This is a genomic window from Burkholderia contaminans (genome assembly GCF_029633825.1).
Lineage (GTDB): Bacteria > Pseudomonadota > Gammaproteobacteria > Burkholderiales > Burkholderiaceae > Burkholderia > Burkholderia contaminans.
The window spans coordinates 496,240-510,623 of record NZ_CP090641.1; the positions used below are offsets into that span (position 1 = coordinate 496,240).

The following is a 14,384-nucleotide window of genomic DNA, read 5'->3' on the forward strand; positions in this document are numbered from 1 at the left end:
TGTCGTGATATCACAAAATTGAAGGATCTGACGTTGCGTGGAGAGGATGGTCGATGATCAACAAGAATAAGCTGCTCAGCGTCTTTTCCGACGCCGAACAGGAAGCCCTGTATGGCCTGCCTGATTTCGACGATGCGCAGCGGCTGGAATACCTGGCATTGACCGAATCCGAACTGGCGCTCGCCAGTAGCCGGCCCTCCATACCCGCGCAGGTCTATTGCATCTTGCAGATTGGCTACTTCAAGTCCAAGCACGCCTTCTTCCGCTTCGATTGGGACGAGGTTGAGGACGATTACGATTTCGTGTTGAGCCGCTATTTCCACGGCGAGCCGTTCGAACGCAAGCCGATCACCCGGCACGAGTACTACGCCCAGCGCGAACAGATCGCTGAACTGTACGGCTATCGACCGTGGGTGGCCGCCTTCCTGCCGCAACTCATGCAGCAGGCCGCGCAGATCGTACGTCGCGACGTGACACCGGGATTCGTCGCCGCCGAGCTCATCGTGTGGCTCAATGAGCACAAGATGATCCGGCCCGGCTACACGACCTTGCAAGAGCTAGTCAGCGAAGCCCTGTCCGTCGAACGTCGGCGGCTGGGCGACCTGCTCACCGGCGTATTGGACGAATTGACCCAAACCGCGCTAGACCAACTTCTGGTGCGCGATGATACTCTGTCGAAACTGGCGGCGCTGAAACAGGATGCCAAGAATTTCGGCTGGCGTCAGATGGTCCGCGAACGCGAAAAGCGCGGCACGCTGCAGCCGTTGCACGAAATCGCCAGGACGCTGCTGCCCCGGCTGGATATCTCGCAGCAGAACGTGCTGTACTACGCAAGCCTGGCGAACTTCTATACCGTCCACGACCTGCGCAACCTGAAGGCGGATCAGGCGCAGCTCTACCTGCTGTGTTACGCCCGGGTGCGCTTCCGACAGCTCACCGACAACTCGGTCGATGCGATGGCCTTCCACATGAAGCAGCTCGAGGAAGAAAGCAGCGCGGGCGCGAAACAGTCACTCATCGCCGAGCAAGTAAAACGCCATCGGGAAACGCCGCAGATCGGCCGCCTGTTGTCGCTCTATGTGGACGACAGCGTAGCCGATCCGACGCCGTTCGGCGAGGTGCGTCAGCGCGCCTATAAAATCATGGCCAAAGATGTGCTACAAAACACGGCGCAACGCATGACGGTCAAGCCGCTGAGTCAACTGGCACTACACTGGTTGGCGGTGGACGGCCTAGCCAAACGTATTCGCCGTCACCTGCGCCCCTTGTACGTCGAGCTCGACTTCGTCGGCACCTCCCCAGACAACCCGTGGCTCGCGGCGCTGGCTTGGGTCAAGGGGGCCTTCGCCAAACAGCAGCGCCTGTCACAACGACCGCTCGCCGAATGTCCCGCGGCCACGCTGCCGAAGCGCCTGCGACCGTACCTGCTGATCTTCGGCGCTGATGGTCAGCCGACCGGTTTGCACGCCGATCGCTACGAATTCTGGTTGTACCGCCAGATCCGGAAGCGCTTCCAGTCGGGAGAGATCTATCTCGACGACAGTCTGCAACATCGTCACTTCTCCGACGAGCTTGTTTCGATGAACGAGAAGGCCGACGCGCTGGCGCAGATGGAGATCCCGTTCCTGCAGCAGCCAATCGATGCCCAACTCGATGCGTTAGCGGCCGAGTTGCATGCACAATGGCTGGCCTTCAACCGAGAGCTGAAACAGGGCAAGCTTACGCACCCGGAATACGACAAGGATACGCAGAAGCTGATTTGGCGCAAACCGAAAACCGAGAACCAGAAGGTGCGTGAGCAGGCATTCTACGAGCAACTGCCATTCTGCGATGTTGCCGACGTGTTCCGCTTCGTCAACGGCCAGTGCCAGTTCCTGTCGGCGCTGACGCCATTGCAGCCGCGCTACGCGAAGAAGGTAGCGGACGCCGATAGCCTGATGGCGGTTATCATCGCTCAGGCAATGAACCATGGCAACCATGTCATGGCGCGCACCAGCGACATTCCGTACCACGTTCTGGATAGCACCTACCAGCAGTATCTGCGTCAGGCGACGCTGCATGCGGCCAACGACTGCATCAGCAACGCCATCGCCGCGCTGCCGATCTTCCCGTACTACTCGTTCGATCTCGATGCGCTGTACAGCGCCGTCGATGGGCAGAAATTCGGCGTCGAGCGACCGACCGTGAAGGCGCGTTACTCGCGCAAATACTTCGGACGAGGCAAAGGCGTCGTCGCCTACACGCTGCTGTGCAATCATGTCCCGTTGAACGGCTACCTAATCGGCGCGCACGAGTACGAGGCGCATCACGTGTTCGACATCTGGTATCGCAACACGTCGGATATAGTGCCGACTGCGATCACCGGCGACATGCACAGCATCAACAAAGCCAACTTCGCTATCCTGTATTGGTTCGGGTTGCGCTTCGAGCCTCGCTTCACAAACCTCGATGACCAGTTGCAGGAATTGTATTGTATCGACGACCCGGCGCTGTACGAGAAATGCCTGATTCAGCCGATCGGACAAATCGATCGGCAGCTCATCACCAGTGAGAAGACAAATATCGATCAGATCGTCGCCACGCTGGGCCTCAAAGAGATCACGCAGGGCTCGCTGATCCGCAAACTATGTACGTACTCGCAGGAAAACCCGACACGTCGCGCGATTTTTGAGTTCGATAAGCTCATTCGTACCATCTACACGTTGCGTTACCTGCGCGACCCGCAGCTCGAGCGAAACGTGCATCGCTCCCAAAACCGCCTCGAGTCTTACCATCAGCTTCGTTCGACCATCGCCCAGGTCGGCGGCAAGAAGGAATTGACCGGCCGCACCGACATCGAAATCGAGATCAGCAACCAGTGCGCCCGGCTGATCGCCAACGTCATCATTTTTTACAACTCGGCGATTCTGTCGCATCTACTGACGAAATGGGAGGCCAGTGGCAACGCCAAGATGCTGGCGCGGCTTACGCAGATATCACCGGCAGCCCGGCGGCATATCCTTTTGAACGGGCACTACACTTTTCAAAGCGACAACAAAATCGACCTCGACGCGCTCATTGCAGGGCTCGAATTGGAGTGATCGAATTTTCGGCGGTTCTGGCTTGGAATCCCTTATTCCTGTTACGGTGGAATACGATGCCACAACCGGTAATCCTTTACCCCCAGCCGTGGTCAACACCTGGCGACTGAGCGTCGGCACGTCGCTGTTCGTGATCGATATCCTGGCCGACGGCAGCTGGCGACCGGCGTATATTGCGCCAAAGCGGCTGGGTGGCTGGACGATGGATGTGTTGCCGAACATGCCGCCGACGTTAGTCGATATCGCTCCCTCGGTACGCACCTGGGCGCGACAGTACGGCGCGAATGTAACGAACCGGCGCACGCCGGCGCGCCGGTTTCCCGCGCAAACCGCTTCTTCGAACAGGACGCCAGAATGAACATGCTGAAACGTCGTCTCGATGCGACAGACGAAAAGCTGCAGGAGCTGAAAACAGCCCGCAAAGCGGCAGCTAAGGCGCAGCGCCAGCAGGTCAAGCAAACGCGCGCGGATCGCGAGCGAAAGATCATGCTGGCCGGCGAGGCGTTGCTGCGGCGTGTCGATCGCGGCGAGTGGGATGAAGCCGATTTCCGCGCGATGATGGACGATTATCTGTCGCGGCCCGCCGATCGCGCGCTGTTCGAGCTCGACGATGTATAGCCTTTGATGTTCGACGTCGACGCACCGCACAGCCAGGTCGGCAAATGTTGATTTGATTCACGATGAAGGATGCCCGATGCTGCCAACGCTCCGCATGAACCGGAATTTTGTCGAGGCCTTGCTGGCCGAGCGCGCGCCCTGCTTTGCGATGGGACTCGTGGCCGAGGGCCAGACGCACTATGCTTGCCTGGCACTGCGGCCGGTGGATGACATTCCGAACGACGTAACACGCAGCGGTTTCAACTTTGGCCACTCGATACGCGGCACCGACGACTTCGAGGTCGTACACTTCGGCTTAGAGTTTTACGGCTACCGCATCTTCAATGCGCTGATCAATCCGAGCAACTTCATCGCCAGGACAATCCTGTCGCACATGGTCGACACGAAGGCGTTTTTCTTCTTCGCGGTCAACCCGTCAGGCGGTGTGACGGTGTTCAAGTCCGGCATCGGTGAATGCAGCCTGGACAGCATCGAGTCTAATCTCGAGCGGATACTGCGCTCGAGCACGTCCGATGCTCAGTACGACGCGGCGCTGACAACGTTCAGCGACCATCCAGATCCGGTCGGGCCGATGCTGCACTGGGTTTGCCGGGACTGCGAAGATTGTCTCGACCTGTCCCACAATGTAATCGAACTGGGCCCCGCGTAACGGTCCTGATGGTCCGTGTGACCGAGACCGTCATGTCACTCACCGGACGTCGCTCCAACATTCTTCGGCTGGAATAAGCCGATTAATGTTCACAATGTGGAACGACGGAATTTTCTGGGGTTCCGGCGTAGATCCCCTTCTTCGTCGGTCATGATTGCTAGTATGCTAGCAATCTAGCAAATGTCAACCGAGGGCACGGCCCGTGGAAGCGGGCCGCAGTCGTCTACCGATCGTGATCCGGGTTATGCGGCGGCGGGCGCCGCCAGTCGCGCAAACAGCGCGTCGAGATCGAATCCCGTCGTGTCGATGCCGATCGTGTCGCGCAGGCACGCGCCCCATGCGGCCGCATCGTCGAACGTGACGGTGCGCCCGACGCCCGCCGCGTCGCGGATCGTCAGCGTGGTGTTGCGCAGCGCGGCACGGCCGTCCGGCAGCACGCGGCAGGCGATCAGGTTATGCAGAAAGATCGATTCGGGGTACGTCGACGTGAACCAGTTCGCGGCGTCGTAATCGATCCACTCGACCCGCTTCGGCTGGAAGCGATAGGTGGTCTGCCAGCCGTCGGGCGTCTCGATCTGCATGTCGAATTCACCGTCGACCGGCGCGGCGACGACGCGAAACGCGCCGTGCGGCGTCAGTTGCCGCTCGTCCCGCACGAAACGCAGCGGCGCGGTGAGCGTCGCGCTGCCGAAGCCGATGTCCGCGAGCCAGGCCGCGCCGTCGAGATCGATGCGCAGCAGCATGTGCGTATGCGCGGTGGCGACTTCCGGCGGCTGCATCCAGCGCACGCGCGCGATCATCGGCGTCACGCGAAAACCGATCGCCGTGAGCGCGGCGTAGAACAGTTTGTTGAGTTCGAAGCAGTAGCCGCCACGGCGATGCGCGAGCACCTTGTCGGCGATCGACGGCAGGTCGAGCGCGACGCGCGCACCGGTCAGCGGATTGAGGTTTTCGAACGGAATCGCCTGCGGGTGCAGCAGATGCAGCCGGCGCAGCACGTCGAGCGTCGGCTCGACCGGGCCGTCGTAGCCGATGCGGGAGAAATAGCGCGAGAGGTCGAACGAGTCTGTCATGAACCTGCACCGAAAAAAGGGACACGCCACGATAGCATCGTGCGCCATCCCCATGTTGGGTGGGGTCATCTTCGTCGTCGCGCGATGCCGGCGCCGCATCGCGCGCGGCCCCGCGCAACGTTACGGCAGCAGCTTCAGCGCGGACGATGCGACCGACGGCACCGAAATGCCCTGGCTCGTCGCGAACTGCACGGCCTGGCTGAGCGTCGTCGCGAGCGACTGCAACTGGCCCGGCGCGCTTTGCGCGATATACGACGCAGCCTGCATGTTCTGCGGATTCAGGCCCGACTGCAACAGCGACGCCGCGCTCGTCGACCCGAGATTGCCGAGCCCCGACTGCAGTTGCGAATACCGCGTGAGCCCCTGCCCGAGCGACGCGAGGCCGTTGCTGAACGCCTGCTTGTCGATCGGGCCGTGCGTCGCACCGCCGCTCGCGAATGCCTGGCCGAGCGCCTGCGATACCGATTGCTGCGCGCCGCCCATCTGCGACAGCGCGGCCGGCGTCAGCGCATCGCCGCCGGTCAGCTGGCTCGCGGCCTGTTGCGCCTGCCCGGCCGCGCCGGTCAGGCCCATCGCCGACGCAAGCGACGACTGGCCGGTCAGCACCTGCTGGTTCGCGCCGACATAGGCCTGCAGCAATTGCGCGACGCCGCCCTGCGCGGGCGCCGCCTGCTGCTGCCCGCCGCCGAGCAGCGATGCGCCGATCGACTGCAGGTCGAGCTGCGCATGCGCGGCGCCGCTTGCCAGGAGGCCGAACGCAATGCCTGCCGAGGCCAGGTACCGGCCCGTCGCGCGAATCTGCTTCATGTGTTTCCCTCGTGCCTGAATCTTGTTGAGGCTGATATTGTCGAAGCGCGCCGCGCACGGCCGCAACGACTGAAACACATCGAAACGAAATCACGCTGCGCAGCGGCTTGCAATTCGGCGGCCGACGGGCCCCGTCGCGCAGATTCGCGTGCGTTTGCCGCGCGATGCCGCGCACGTATCGCGATTCTTTCTCCGGTTGCGTCAATGGATGGCGGTTCCGGCTTGCGCCGGTGTCGCGACGGAACGCATCCGCCGACGCGCTCCGCGTCGAGCGATGTAAAAGAAACGGGCAGCGTGTCGCTGCCCGTTTCGTCATCCAGCCGCGACCGGCTGCCTGCCGGCGACGCCGTTATGCAGCCATCCACGCCGGCACCCGCCCGCCGACCCGGTCAGCCGCCTTCTCGTAACCGCGCGCGAGCTGGAGCACGGCGAGATCGGCACGCGGACGCCCGATCAGCTGCATCCCCATCGGCAGCCCCGCGTCGTTGAAGCCGACCGGCACGCTGATCACCGGGCAGCCGGCCAGCGTCCACGGCACGACCGTCTCCATCCAGCGGTGATAGGTATCCATCGCACGGCCCGCGATCTCCTTCGGCCAGCGCTGGTCGACGTCGAACGGGAACACCTGCGCCGTCGGCGCCGCGATGAAGTCGTAGCGGTCGAAGAAGCTCAGCACGGCCTGATGCCACGCGGTGCGCTCGACGCTCGCGTCGAACACGGCCGCGCCCTGCATCGCGAGCAGCCCTTCGACCTCGTAGATCGCCTCGGGCTTGAGCAGCGCGCGCCGCGCCGGGTCGCGATAGAGGGCAAGCAGCCCGCCGCCGGACAGCAGGTGCCGGTGCGCGAGCCACAGGCGCCAGATCCGGTCGGGCGCGAACGCCGGCAGCGCGGCATCGACGTCGCAGCCGATCTCGCGCAGCGTCGCCAGCCCTTGTTCGCACAGCGCGAGCACGCCGGCCTCGGTCGCGAGATAGCCGTTCCAGTCGCCGACCCACGCGATGCGCTTGCCGCGCAGGTCGGCGTCGAGCGGCTGCGCGAACACGGCCGGATCGTCCGCGAGCGACAGCGGATCATTGCGGTCGTAGCCGGCCTGGATCGCGAGCAGTTGCGCGACGTCGCCGACGGTACGGCCCATCGGCCCTTCGATGCCGAGCTGCTGCACGAACACGTCGACGCCCGGCCAGCGCGGCACGCGGCCCTGCGACGGACGAAAGCCGTAGATGTTGCAGAACGCAGCCGGATTGCGCAGCGAACCGCCGAAATCGCTGCCGTCCGCCACCGGCAGCATCCGTGACGCGAGCGCCGCCGCCGTGCCGCCGCTGCTGCCGCCCGCGCTCTTCGTCAGGTCGTAAGGGTTGCGCGTCGCGCCGTAGACCTCGTTGAACGTGTGCGAGCCGAGGCCGAATTCGGGCGTATTGGTCTTGCCGATGAAGATCGCGCCGGCCGCGCGCATCCGCGCGACGCACACGGAATCGGCCTGCGGCACGTTCTCGCGGAAGATCGGCGAGCCGTAGGTCGTCCGCAGCCCCTTCGTCATCGCCAGATCCTTCGGCGCCTGCGGCATCCCGTGCATCCAGCCGTGGTACTCGCCGCGCGCCAGCGCGGCATCCTTTTCCGCGGCCTCGGCAAGCAGTACGTCGCGATCGCGCAGCGCGACGATCGCATTGACCGCGCCATTCACGCGCTCGACGTGATCGAGATACGCGCGCATCGTCTCGACGCACGACACGGCCTTGCCGCGGATCGCCGACGCGAGCTCGCCCGCCGACAGGCGCACGATCGGGTCGACGGGGATGGAAGCGGGGGCGAGAAGCTGCGGGGCGCCGTACGGCATGCGGAGTCTCCTGGAATCGGAATGGAATGGCGGGCCGCTTGGCGGCGGTCGCTCCCGAGCCAGCCGGGAGCGGCCGCGGCGCGGCCGATGCACTACTCTACGCGACGCCCGAGCAGCAACTTCGGATATTTTCCGCCGCGATTCATTGCGGTTCCGACTGAATCGGAGCGGCGCCCCCCGTTTCGCACGCGCCGCCCCGGCCGATGAAATCGTTTATGCGCATAAACTTAAATTTCTTATATTTCTATTAGGCGCAGCACGAGGCGTGCGCGCGTTAACGACATTTTTACGCGCTCGCCCGTTCTCTTTAGATCGTCCGGCCCGGCGGCGCGCTACGCTGGAATCATCTCGTTCCCTGGACAACATTCATGCTCAAGCTGCTGGTTCCGGTCGGCCACTCTCCCCGCTCGCTTCAGGCGGTTCGCCACGCGACATTCCTGTATCGCGAACGGTGCGCGTCGGAGATCGTGCTGATCAACGTTCAGGCACCGCTCGAATCGACGCGGCTCGAGGCCTACCATCCGCTGTCGCGGCTGCGTTCGATCGAGGAGAAATTCGCGTCCGACGATCTGGCCATGGCCGAGCGGATCCTGAAGGAAGCCGGCGTCAAGTACAGCGTCGTGATGAAGGTCGGCCCGGTGGCCGATACGATCGCGGCCGTGGCGGCGGAAACGGGCTGCGACGAGATCGTGGTCGTCGCGCCTCGGCACGACCCGTTGCATGCGCTGCTGTCGGTGTTCCGTCGCAGCGTGATGAGCCGGCTGGTGCGGATTTCGAATGTGCCGGTCACGGCCGTGCAATGACGGGGATGACGCGCGGCGGCGGCTCGTTCGGTGACGGGCCGATGAATTGCAATGAGCGGTATGACACGTGTGCGCGTTGCCGCCCACACGCGGATCGACCTGCCTGCAGCGCTTACTTGATGGCCTTGCGCCAGAACACGAAATAAGCGGCGGCCGTTGACGCAACGAGCAGGATGGCCCACATCGGGGCGAGGCTGATCAGAACGGAAGAGACGTTAAGCATTTGGATTCCTCACTATTTCGATAGCGATGTTCAACACGCACCTGCTTGCCGGAACCGATGCATTCCTTCGCGATCGCGTTCCGTCAAATCATGAATTCATGCTATCGCCTTGAACGGCTGCGCGACCGCCCCCTCCCGTCCGTATCCTGACATTCGTCAAACTCCCGTGAATCGCGCGCCTGTCGCACGGACGACCGTCGCGCGAATGCCTCACTGCCCGTCCGGTTTCGCCTGCCACGCGCACTGAAGCAACGCCTTCCCTCCTCCCGCACACCACGAAAAACGGGACGGGATCACTCGGCACGCCCCCATTTCAGCAGACGTTTACCGGGGGAACCCCCAAGTGCTTCGTCGAACGGGTCCGCGTTACGCTTGAGCCACGAGGAGACGAACCATGAGACGAGCCGTACATATCGCTGTTTTCGCGCTGCTGGCGTATCTCATTGGCGATCGCGCGATCCTGCATGCGCAGGGCCGCGACACCAGCCCGCTCGCGTGCGAACAGGGTGCCGCGCAGGTGAAGGTCGACGCGCTCGGCCGCGGCTTCGGCGAAGCAGCCGCCAGCAGCCAGAGCGAAGCCTTCATGTCGGGCTGCCTGGTGACGGGGCGCGGCAATCAGGACGTCGCGCTGGCGAACCGCTGACGGGTGCCAGGTGACGCCCCGGTCACGCTCAGGTCACGACGGCTGAACCGGAACCGCACGCGCCCGCATTCATTCCCGCTTTTTCGATCGATGTCGCGACACATGTCACGGCCTTGACGGTGGTCACGCCGTACGTCTGCATGTAACCTGCATCGCGGCGGGGAACACGCGTCGATATCGAGTCGATCGGCGCGTCCTTGCCGCATGGCACGCACCAGACGTTCAACTGGCATAATTTCCGGCCGCCGCGTCGAGACCCCGCTTCATCTCCAACGACAACACACCCCAAGATGAGCCACCCGCACACCGAATTGATCCAGCGCTTCTACACGGCGTTCCAGCAGCGCGACATCGACGCGATGCTCGACTGCTATGCCGATGACGTCGTCTTCAGCGATCCCGCATTCGGCGAGCTGCGCGGCGACCTCGCACGCGACATGTGGCGCATGCTGGTGGCGCGTGCGCAGGATTTTTCATTGACGTTCGGCGACGTCGCCGCGGATCAACAAGCCGGGCGCGCCGAGTGGATCGCCCAGTACCGCTTCACCGCGACCGGCCGGATGGTGGTCAACCGGATCGATGCACGGTTCCGGTTTCGCGACGGACGCATTGTCGAGCATCGCGACAGCTTCGACCTGTGGCGCTGGGCGCGTCAGGCGCTGGGGCTGAAAGGCGCCCTGCTCGGCTGGACGCCTTTCGTGCAACGCGCGATCCGTGCGCAGGCGCGGAAGAACCTCGACGCGTATCGCGCCAAGCGGAAATAGCGCACACCGTCATGGCTTCATCGGCATGTGCTCGATCGACCGGATTCAAGGGCTCGCGGCCCTCCACGCGGTTCCTTGACAGGCGAGCGGCACGCACCGACGCCCGCTCCGTCTTTTGAAATTCGATTGAAAGCGGCATGAAATAGAGCGTAGGCGCGCGAACGCGGCCCGTATGTGACGTTTCTTGCGTGCTTGTGCAGATATCTGCGCCACCGGCAACCGGGCTCCCAGGCTTCGTTACCGGTAGCGCACCGCGCCGCCCTCCGCACCTCCCGCAGTCCTCGCCAGAACCACCCGGAACACCTTGCTCGCATCCGCACCCAGGCGAGCCTCCGGAACACGCCGCCAAACACCGCCGCCTCCATGCCACCACGCTTCCCCGTGTCCCGACCGCCAAGTCTTATATAAGACATAAGACATTTGACGTTAAAGAGCATTGAGATTAGAATCCCGCTCAACGCAGTGCCTGGAACAGCCCCGGAGTGCCGGCAAGGCCTTCCCCTCAAACGCAATATCAGCAGGTCTCCCCATGCTTGAAAACTTTCGTGCTCACGTGGCCGCCCGCGCCGCGCTCGGTATTCCTCCCCTGCCGCTGACGGCTCAGCAGACCGCCGAACTGGTGGAACTGCTGACGAACCCGCCCGCCGGCGAAGAGCAGACGCTGCTCGACCTGATCACCCATCGCGTGCCTGCCGGCGTCGACGAAGCCGCCCGCGTGAAGGCCGGCTTCCTGGCCGCCGTGGCCAAGGGCGAGACCGCCTGCCCGCTGATCTCGCGCGAACGCGCGACCGAACTGCTCGGCACGATGCTGGGCGGCTACAACATCCAGCCGCTGATCGAGCTGCTGTCCGATGAAGCCGTGGCTGCCGTGGCTGCCAACGCACTGAAGAAAACCCTGCTGATGTTCGACCAGTTCCATGACGTCAAGGAACTCGCCGACAAGGGCAACGTGCACGCGAAGGCCGTGCTGCAGAGCTGGGCCGATGCCGAATGGTTCACGAGCCGCCCGGAAGTGCCGCAAAGCCTGACCATCACCGTGTTCAAGGTGACGGGCGAAACCAACACCGACGACCTGTCGCCGGCACCGGACGCCACCACCCGCCCGGACATCCCGATGCACGCACTGGCGATGCTGAAGAACGCACGCCCGGGCATCACGCCGGAAGAAGACGGCAAGCGCGGCCCGGTCAAGTTCATCGAATCGCTGAAGGAAAAGGGTCACCTGGTCGCCTACGTGGGCGACGTGGTCGGCACCGGCTCCTCGCGCAAGTCGGCCACCAACTCGGTGCTGTGGTTCACGGGCGAAGACATCCCGTTCGTGCCGAACAAGCGCTTCGGCGGCGTGTGCCTCGGCGGCAAGATCGCCCCGATCTTCTACAACACGATGGAAGACGCCGGCGCACTGCCGATCGAGCTCGACGTGTCGCAGATGGAAATGGGCGACGTGGTCGAACTGCGCCCGTACGAAGGCAAGGCGCTGAAGGACGGCAAGGTCATCGCCGAATTCCAGGTGAAGTCCGACGTGCTGTTCGACGAAGTGCGCGCCGGCGGCCGCATTCCGCTGATCATCGGCCGCGGCCTGACCGCGAAGGCACGTGAAGCGCTCGGCCTCGCGCCGTCGACGCTGTTCCGCCTGCCGCACCAGCCGGCCGACAGCGGCAAGGGCTTCTCGCTCGCACAGAAGATGGTCGGCCGCGCATGCGGTCTGCCCGAAGGCCAGGGCGTGCGCCCGGGCACGTACTGCGAACCGAAGATGACCTCGGTCGGCTCGCAGGACACCACGGGCCCGATGACCCGCGACGAACTGAAGGATCTCGCGTGCCTCGGCTTCTCGGCCGATCTCGTGATGCAGTCGTTCTGCCACACCGCCGCTTATCCGAAGCCGGTCGACGTGAAGACGCACCAGACGCTGCCGAACTTCATCAGCACGCGCGGCGGCATCGCGCTGCGCCCGGGCGACGGCGTGATCCACTCGTGGCTGAACCGCATGCTGCTGCCCGACACCGTCGGCACCGGCGGCGATTCGCACACGCGCTTCCCGATCGGCATCAGCTTCCCCGCAGGTTCGGGCCTGGTCGCGTTCGCGGCCGCCACCGGCACGATGCCGCTGGACATGCCGGAATCGGTGCTGGTCCGCTTCAAGGGCAAGATGCAGCCGGGCGTCACGCTGCGTGACCTCGTCAACGCGATTCCGCTGTACGCGATCAAGCAAGGCATGCTGACGGTCGCCAAGCAAGGCAAGAAGAACATCTTCTCGGGCCGCATCCTCGAAATCGAAGGCCTGCCCGACCTGAAGGTCGAGCAAGCGTTCGAGCTGTCGGATGCGTCGGCCGAGCGTTCGGCAGCCGGTTGCTCGGTCCACCTGAACAAGGAACCGATCATCGAGTACCTGAACAGCAACATCACGCTGTTGAAGTGGATGATCGCGCAGGGCTACCAGGATCCGCGCAGCCTGCAGCGCCGCATCCAGGCGATGGAACAGTGGCTGGCCGACCCGCAACTGCTCGCGCCGGACGCCGACGCCGAGTACGCGGCCGTCATCGAGATCGACCTCGCCGACATCCACGAGCCGATCGTCGCATGCCCGAACGACCCGGACGACGTGAAGACGCTGTCGGACGTCGCCGGTGCGAAGATCGACGAAGTGTTCATCGGCTCGTGCATGACCAACATCGGTCACTTCCGTGCGGCGTCGAAGCTGCTCGAAGGCAAGCGCGACATTCCGGTCAAGCTGTGGGTCGCGCCGCCGACCAAGATGGACCAGAAGCAACTGACCGAAGAAGGCCACTACGGCGTGTTCGGCACGGCCGGTGCGCGCACCGAAATGCCGGGCTGCTCGCTGTGCATGGGTAACCAGGCGCAGGTGCGCGAAGGCGCGACGGTCATGTCGACGTCGACCCGCAACTTCCCGAACCGTCTCGGCAAGAACACGAACGTGTATCTCGGCTCGGCGGAACTGGCGGCGATCTGCTCGCGTCTGGGCAAGATCCCGACCAAGGAAGAGTACATGGCCGACATGGGCGTGCTCAGCGCGAACGGCGACAAGATCTACAAGTACATGAACTTCGACCAGATCGAGGACTTCAAGGAAGTGGCCGACACCGTGCAGGTGTAAGCACGCAGTCGGGCTGCGGCGGGTGGTCGACGTCGCAGCGCCACCGCGAAAAGGCGCCGCGGGCTGAAAGGCCTGCGGCGCCTTTTTTCATTCGGTGTCGGCGTCCGGCTCGCGCCGGATCACCAGCTCGTTGAAGCCGGTGCCCGCGTCGAGCTCGCGCGAGAAGCGATGCGCGGGCAGCAGCGCGAGCAGGATCTCGGCCGTCGTGCGCACCACGCAACCACTCGCCACATGGCCGCCCGTCACGCGGCCGGCTGCATCCGAAATCGACATGTGCAGGTGCGCGCCGTCCGGCGACACCGTGCCGGCCAGCGTCAGGATTTCGAGGTCGCCGCGCAGCTCGGTCGGCTGGTCGACGCCGGCGAAGCGCAATTGCGCGACGCTCAGGCTGCCGATGCCCTGGATCACGAAGGCGGCGTGCGCTTCGTGTCGACGGAGTGCCGCTTCGATGGCGCCGCGCAGATCGTCGCCGGGGGAAAGACGCAAAGGATGGGCTTGCATGGTCGGGAGCCTGTGGGTCGATCGTGGTATCGACCAAGCGTACGTTCGCCCGGTGAATCCGGCAAGTCACCCGCTCGCGATGATCCCCGCGCGTCGGTGTCTTCCAGGCGTCGTTTCAATCGCTACCGTTCGACTCCGGGCCACCTGCGCATACGGGCCCGTGCGACATGGTTTCGCACCGGCCGCAGCGAATCGGCTTTGTTTTCCGTAGGGAACGCATATGCGTCCGCCTGAAAACCGCCCCTGACGTATGCAAGAATCAGTTCCTCGAGGA

The 14,384-nt window shown here is 63.9% G+C and carries 12 protein-coding genes; 8 read left to right on the forward strand and 4 right to left on the reverse strand.

Features of this window, described 5'->3' with window-relative positions; genetic code table 11:
• Positions 1-53 precede the first annotated feature (53 nt).
• From LXE91_RS19960 to LXE91_RS19975, 4 genes are all read left to right on the forward strand, one after another.
• Complete coding sequence (locus LXE91_RS19960; protein WP_278068154.1) at positions 54-3,080, forward strand: Tn3 family transposase; 3,027 nt, start codon at positions 54-56, stop codon at positions 3,078-3,080.
• A gap of 22 nt (positions 3,081-3,102) precedes the next feature.
• A complete protein-coding gene (locus tag LXE91_RS19965; RefSeq protein WP_278068155.1) occupies positions 3,103-3,438 on the forward strand; it encodes a hypothetical protein in 336 nt (111 codons plus the stop codon).
• On the forward strand, positions 3,435-3,698 hold the full coding sequence (locus LXE91_RS19970; RefSeq protein ID WP_007180432.1) for a hypothetical protein: 264 nt from the start codon (positions 3,435-3,437) through the stop codon (positions 3,696-3,698). The genes LXE91_RS19965 and LXE91_RS19970 overlap by 4 nt, the downstream gene beginning before the upstream one ends.
• Before the next feature lie 76 nt (positions 3,699-3,774).
• On the forward strand, positions 3,775-4,347 hold the full coding sequence (locus LXE91_RS19975; RefSeq protein ID WP_007180433.1) for a hypothetical protein: 573 nt from the start codon (positions 3,775-3,777) through the stop codon (positions 4,345-4,347).
• A 242-nt stretch (positions 4,348-4,589) separates the two neighbouring features.
• Here the strand turns inward: LXE91_RS19975 and LXE91_RS19980 are convergent, their stop codons facing one another.
• The 3 genes from LXE91_RS19980 to LXE91_RS19990 all read right to left on the reverse strand — a co-directional run bounded on the left by LXE91_RS19980 (position 4,590) and on the right by LXE91_RS19990 (position 8,061).
• Positions 4,590-5,420: an arylamine N-acetyltransferase family protein gene (locus LXE91_RS19980; protein ID WP_039344128.1), complete on the reverse strand. Its 831-nt coding sequence runs from the start codon at positions 5,418-5,420 to the stop codon at positions 4,590-4,592.
• A gap of 120 nt (positions 5,421-5,540) precedes the next feature.
• The gene (locus tag LXE91_RS19985) at positions 5,541-6,227 is read right to left on the reverse strand and encodes a hypothetical protein (protein ID WP_039344199.1); all 687 of its coding nucleotides are present in this window, start codon (positions 6,225-6,227) and stop codon (positions 5,541-5,543) included.
• Between the two features lie 349 nt (positions 6,228-6,576).
• Positions 6,577-8,061 carry an amidase gene (locus LXE91_RS19990; RefSeq protein ID WP_039344126.1) on the reverse strand — a complete coding sequence of 495 codons (1,485 nt, stop codon included), beginning with the start codon at positions 8,059-8,061 and terminating at the stop codon, positions 6,577-6,579.
• A 368-nt stretch (positions 8,062-8,429) separates the two neighbouring features.
• On the opposite strand from LXE91_RS19990, the gene LXE91_RS19995 reads away from it, so the two are divergent.
• The 4 genes from LXE91_RS19995 to acnB all read left to right on the forward strand — a co-directional run bounded on the left by LXE91_RS19995 (position 8,430) and on the right by acnB (position 13,609).
• Positions 8,430-8,864 (forward strand): universal stress protein, encoded by a 435-nt coding sequence (locus LXE91_RS19995; protein WP_039344125.1) that lies wholly within the window; start codon positions 8,430-8,432, stop codon positions 8,862-8,864.
• 617 nt (positions 8,865-9,481) lie between these two features.
• Positions 9,482-9,730 carry a hypothetical protein gene (locus LXE91_RS20000; RefSeq protein WP_039344123.1) on the forward strand — a complete coding sequence of 83 codons (249 nt, stop codon included), beginning with the start codon at positions 9,482-9,484 and terminating at the stop codon, positions 9,728-9,730.
• 290 nt (positions 9,731-10,020) lie between these two features.
• Positions 10,021-10,494 carry a nuclear transport factor 2 family protein gene (locus tag LXE91_RS20005; protein ID WP_039344119.1) on the forward strand — a complete coding sequence of 158 codons (474 nt, stop codon included), beginning with the start codon at positions 10,021-10,023 and terminating at the stop codon, positions 10,492-10,494.
• A gap of 529 nt (positions 10,495-11,023) precedes the next feature.
• On the forward strand, positions 11,024-13,609 hold the full coding sequence (gene acnB, locus LXE91_RS20010; RefSeq protein ID WP_039344118.1) for a bifunctional aconitate hydratase 2/2-methylisocitrate dehydratase: 2,586 nt from the start codon (positions 11,024-11,026) through the stop codon (positions 13,607-13,609).
• A gap of 87 nt (positions 13,610-13,696) precedes the next feature.
• Here acnB and LXE91_RS20015 read toward each other — a convergent pair whose 3' ends face one another.
• Positions 13,697-14,110 carry a PPC domain-containing DNA-binding protein gene (locus LXE91_RS20015; protein ID WP_039344116.1) on the reverse strand — a complete coding sequence of 138 codons (414 nt, stop codon included), beginning with the start codon at positions 14,108-14,110 and terminating at the stop codon, positions 13,697-13,699.
• Positions 14,111-14,384: the final 274 nt, after the last annotated feature.

Bases quoted from the DNA above. Each gene is read 5' to 3' on its own strand.
- LXE91_RS20005 (WP_039344119.1), top strand. From the start codon at position 10,021: ATGAGCCACCCGCACACCGAATTGATCCAGCGCTTCTACACGGCGTTC.
- LXE91_RS20000 (WP_039344123.1), top strand. From the start codon at position 9,482: ATGAGACGAGCCGTACATATCGCTGTTTTCGCGCTGCTGGCGTATCTC.
- LXE91_RS19995 (WP_039344125.1), top strand. From the start codon at position 8,430: ATGCTCAAGCTGCTGGTTCCGGTCGGCCACTCTCCCCGCTCGCTTCAG.
- LXE91_RS19985 (WP_039344199.1), bottom strand. From the start codon at position 6,227: ATGAAGCAGATTCGCGCGACGGGCCGGTACCTGGCCTCGGCAGGCATT.
- LXE91_RS19960 (WP_278068154.1), top strand. From the start codon at position 54: ATGATCAACAAGAATAAGCTGCTCAGCGTCTTTTCCGACGCCGAACAG.
- LXE91_RS20015 (WP_039344116.1), bottom strand. From the start codon at position 14,110: ATGCAAGCCCATCCTTTGCGTCTTTCCCCCGGCGACGATCTGCGCGGC.
- acnB (WP_039344118.1), top strand. From the start codon at position 11,024: ATGCTTGAAAACTTTCGTGCTCACGTGGCCGCCCGCGCCGCGCTCGGT.
- LXE91_RS19990 (WP_039344126.1), bottom strand. From the start codon at position 8,061: ATGCCGTACGGCGCCCCGCAGCTTCTCGCCCCCGCTTCCATCCCCGTC.
- LXE91_RS19975 (WP_007180433.1), top strand. From the start codon at position 3,775: ATGCTGCCAACGCTCCGCATGAACCGGAATTTTGTCGAGGCCTTGCTG.
- LXE91_RS19980 (WP_039344128.1), bottom strand. From the start codon at position 5,420: ATGACAGACTCGTTCGACCTCTCGCGCTATTTCTCCCGCATCGGCTAC.
- LXE91_RS19970 (WP_007180432.1), top strand. From the start codon at position 3,435: ATGAACATGCTGAAACGTCGTCTCGATGCGACAGACGAAAAGCTGCAG.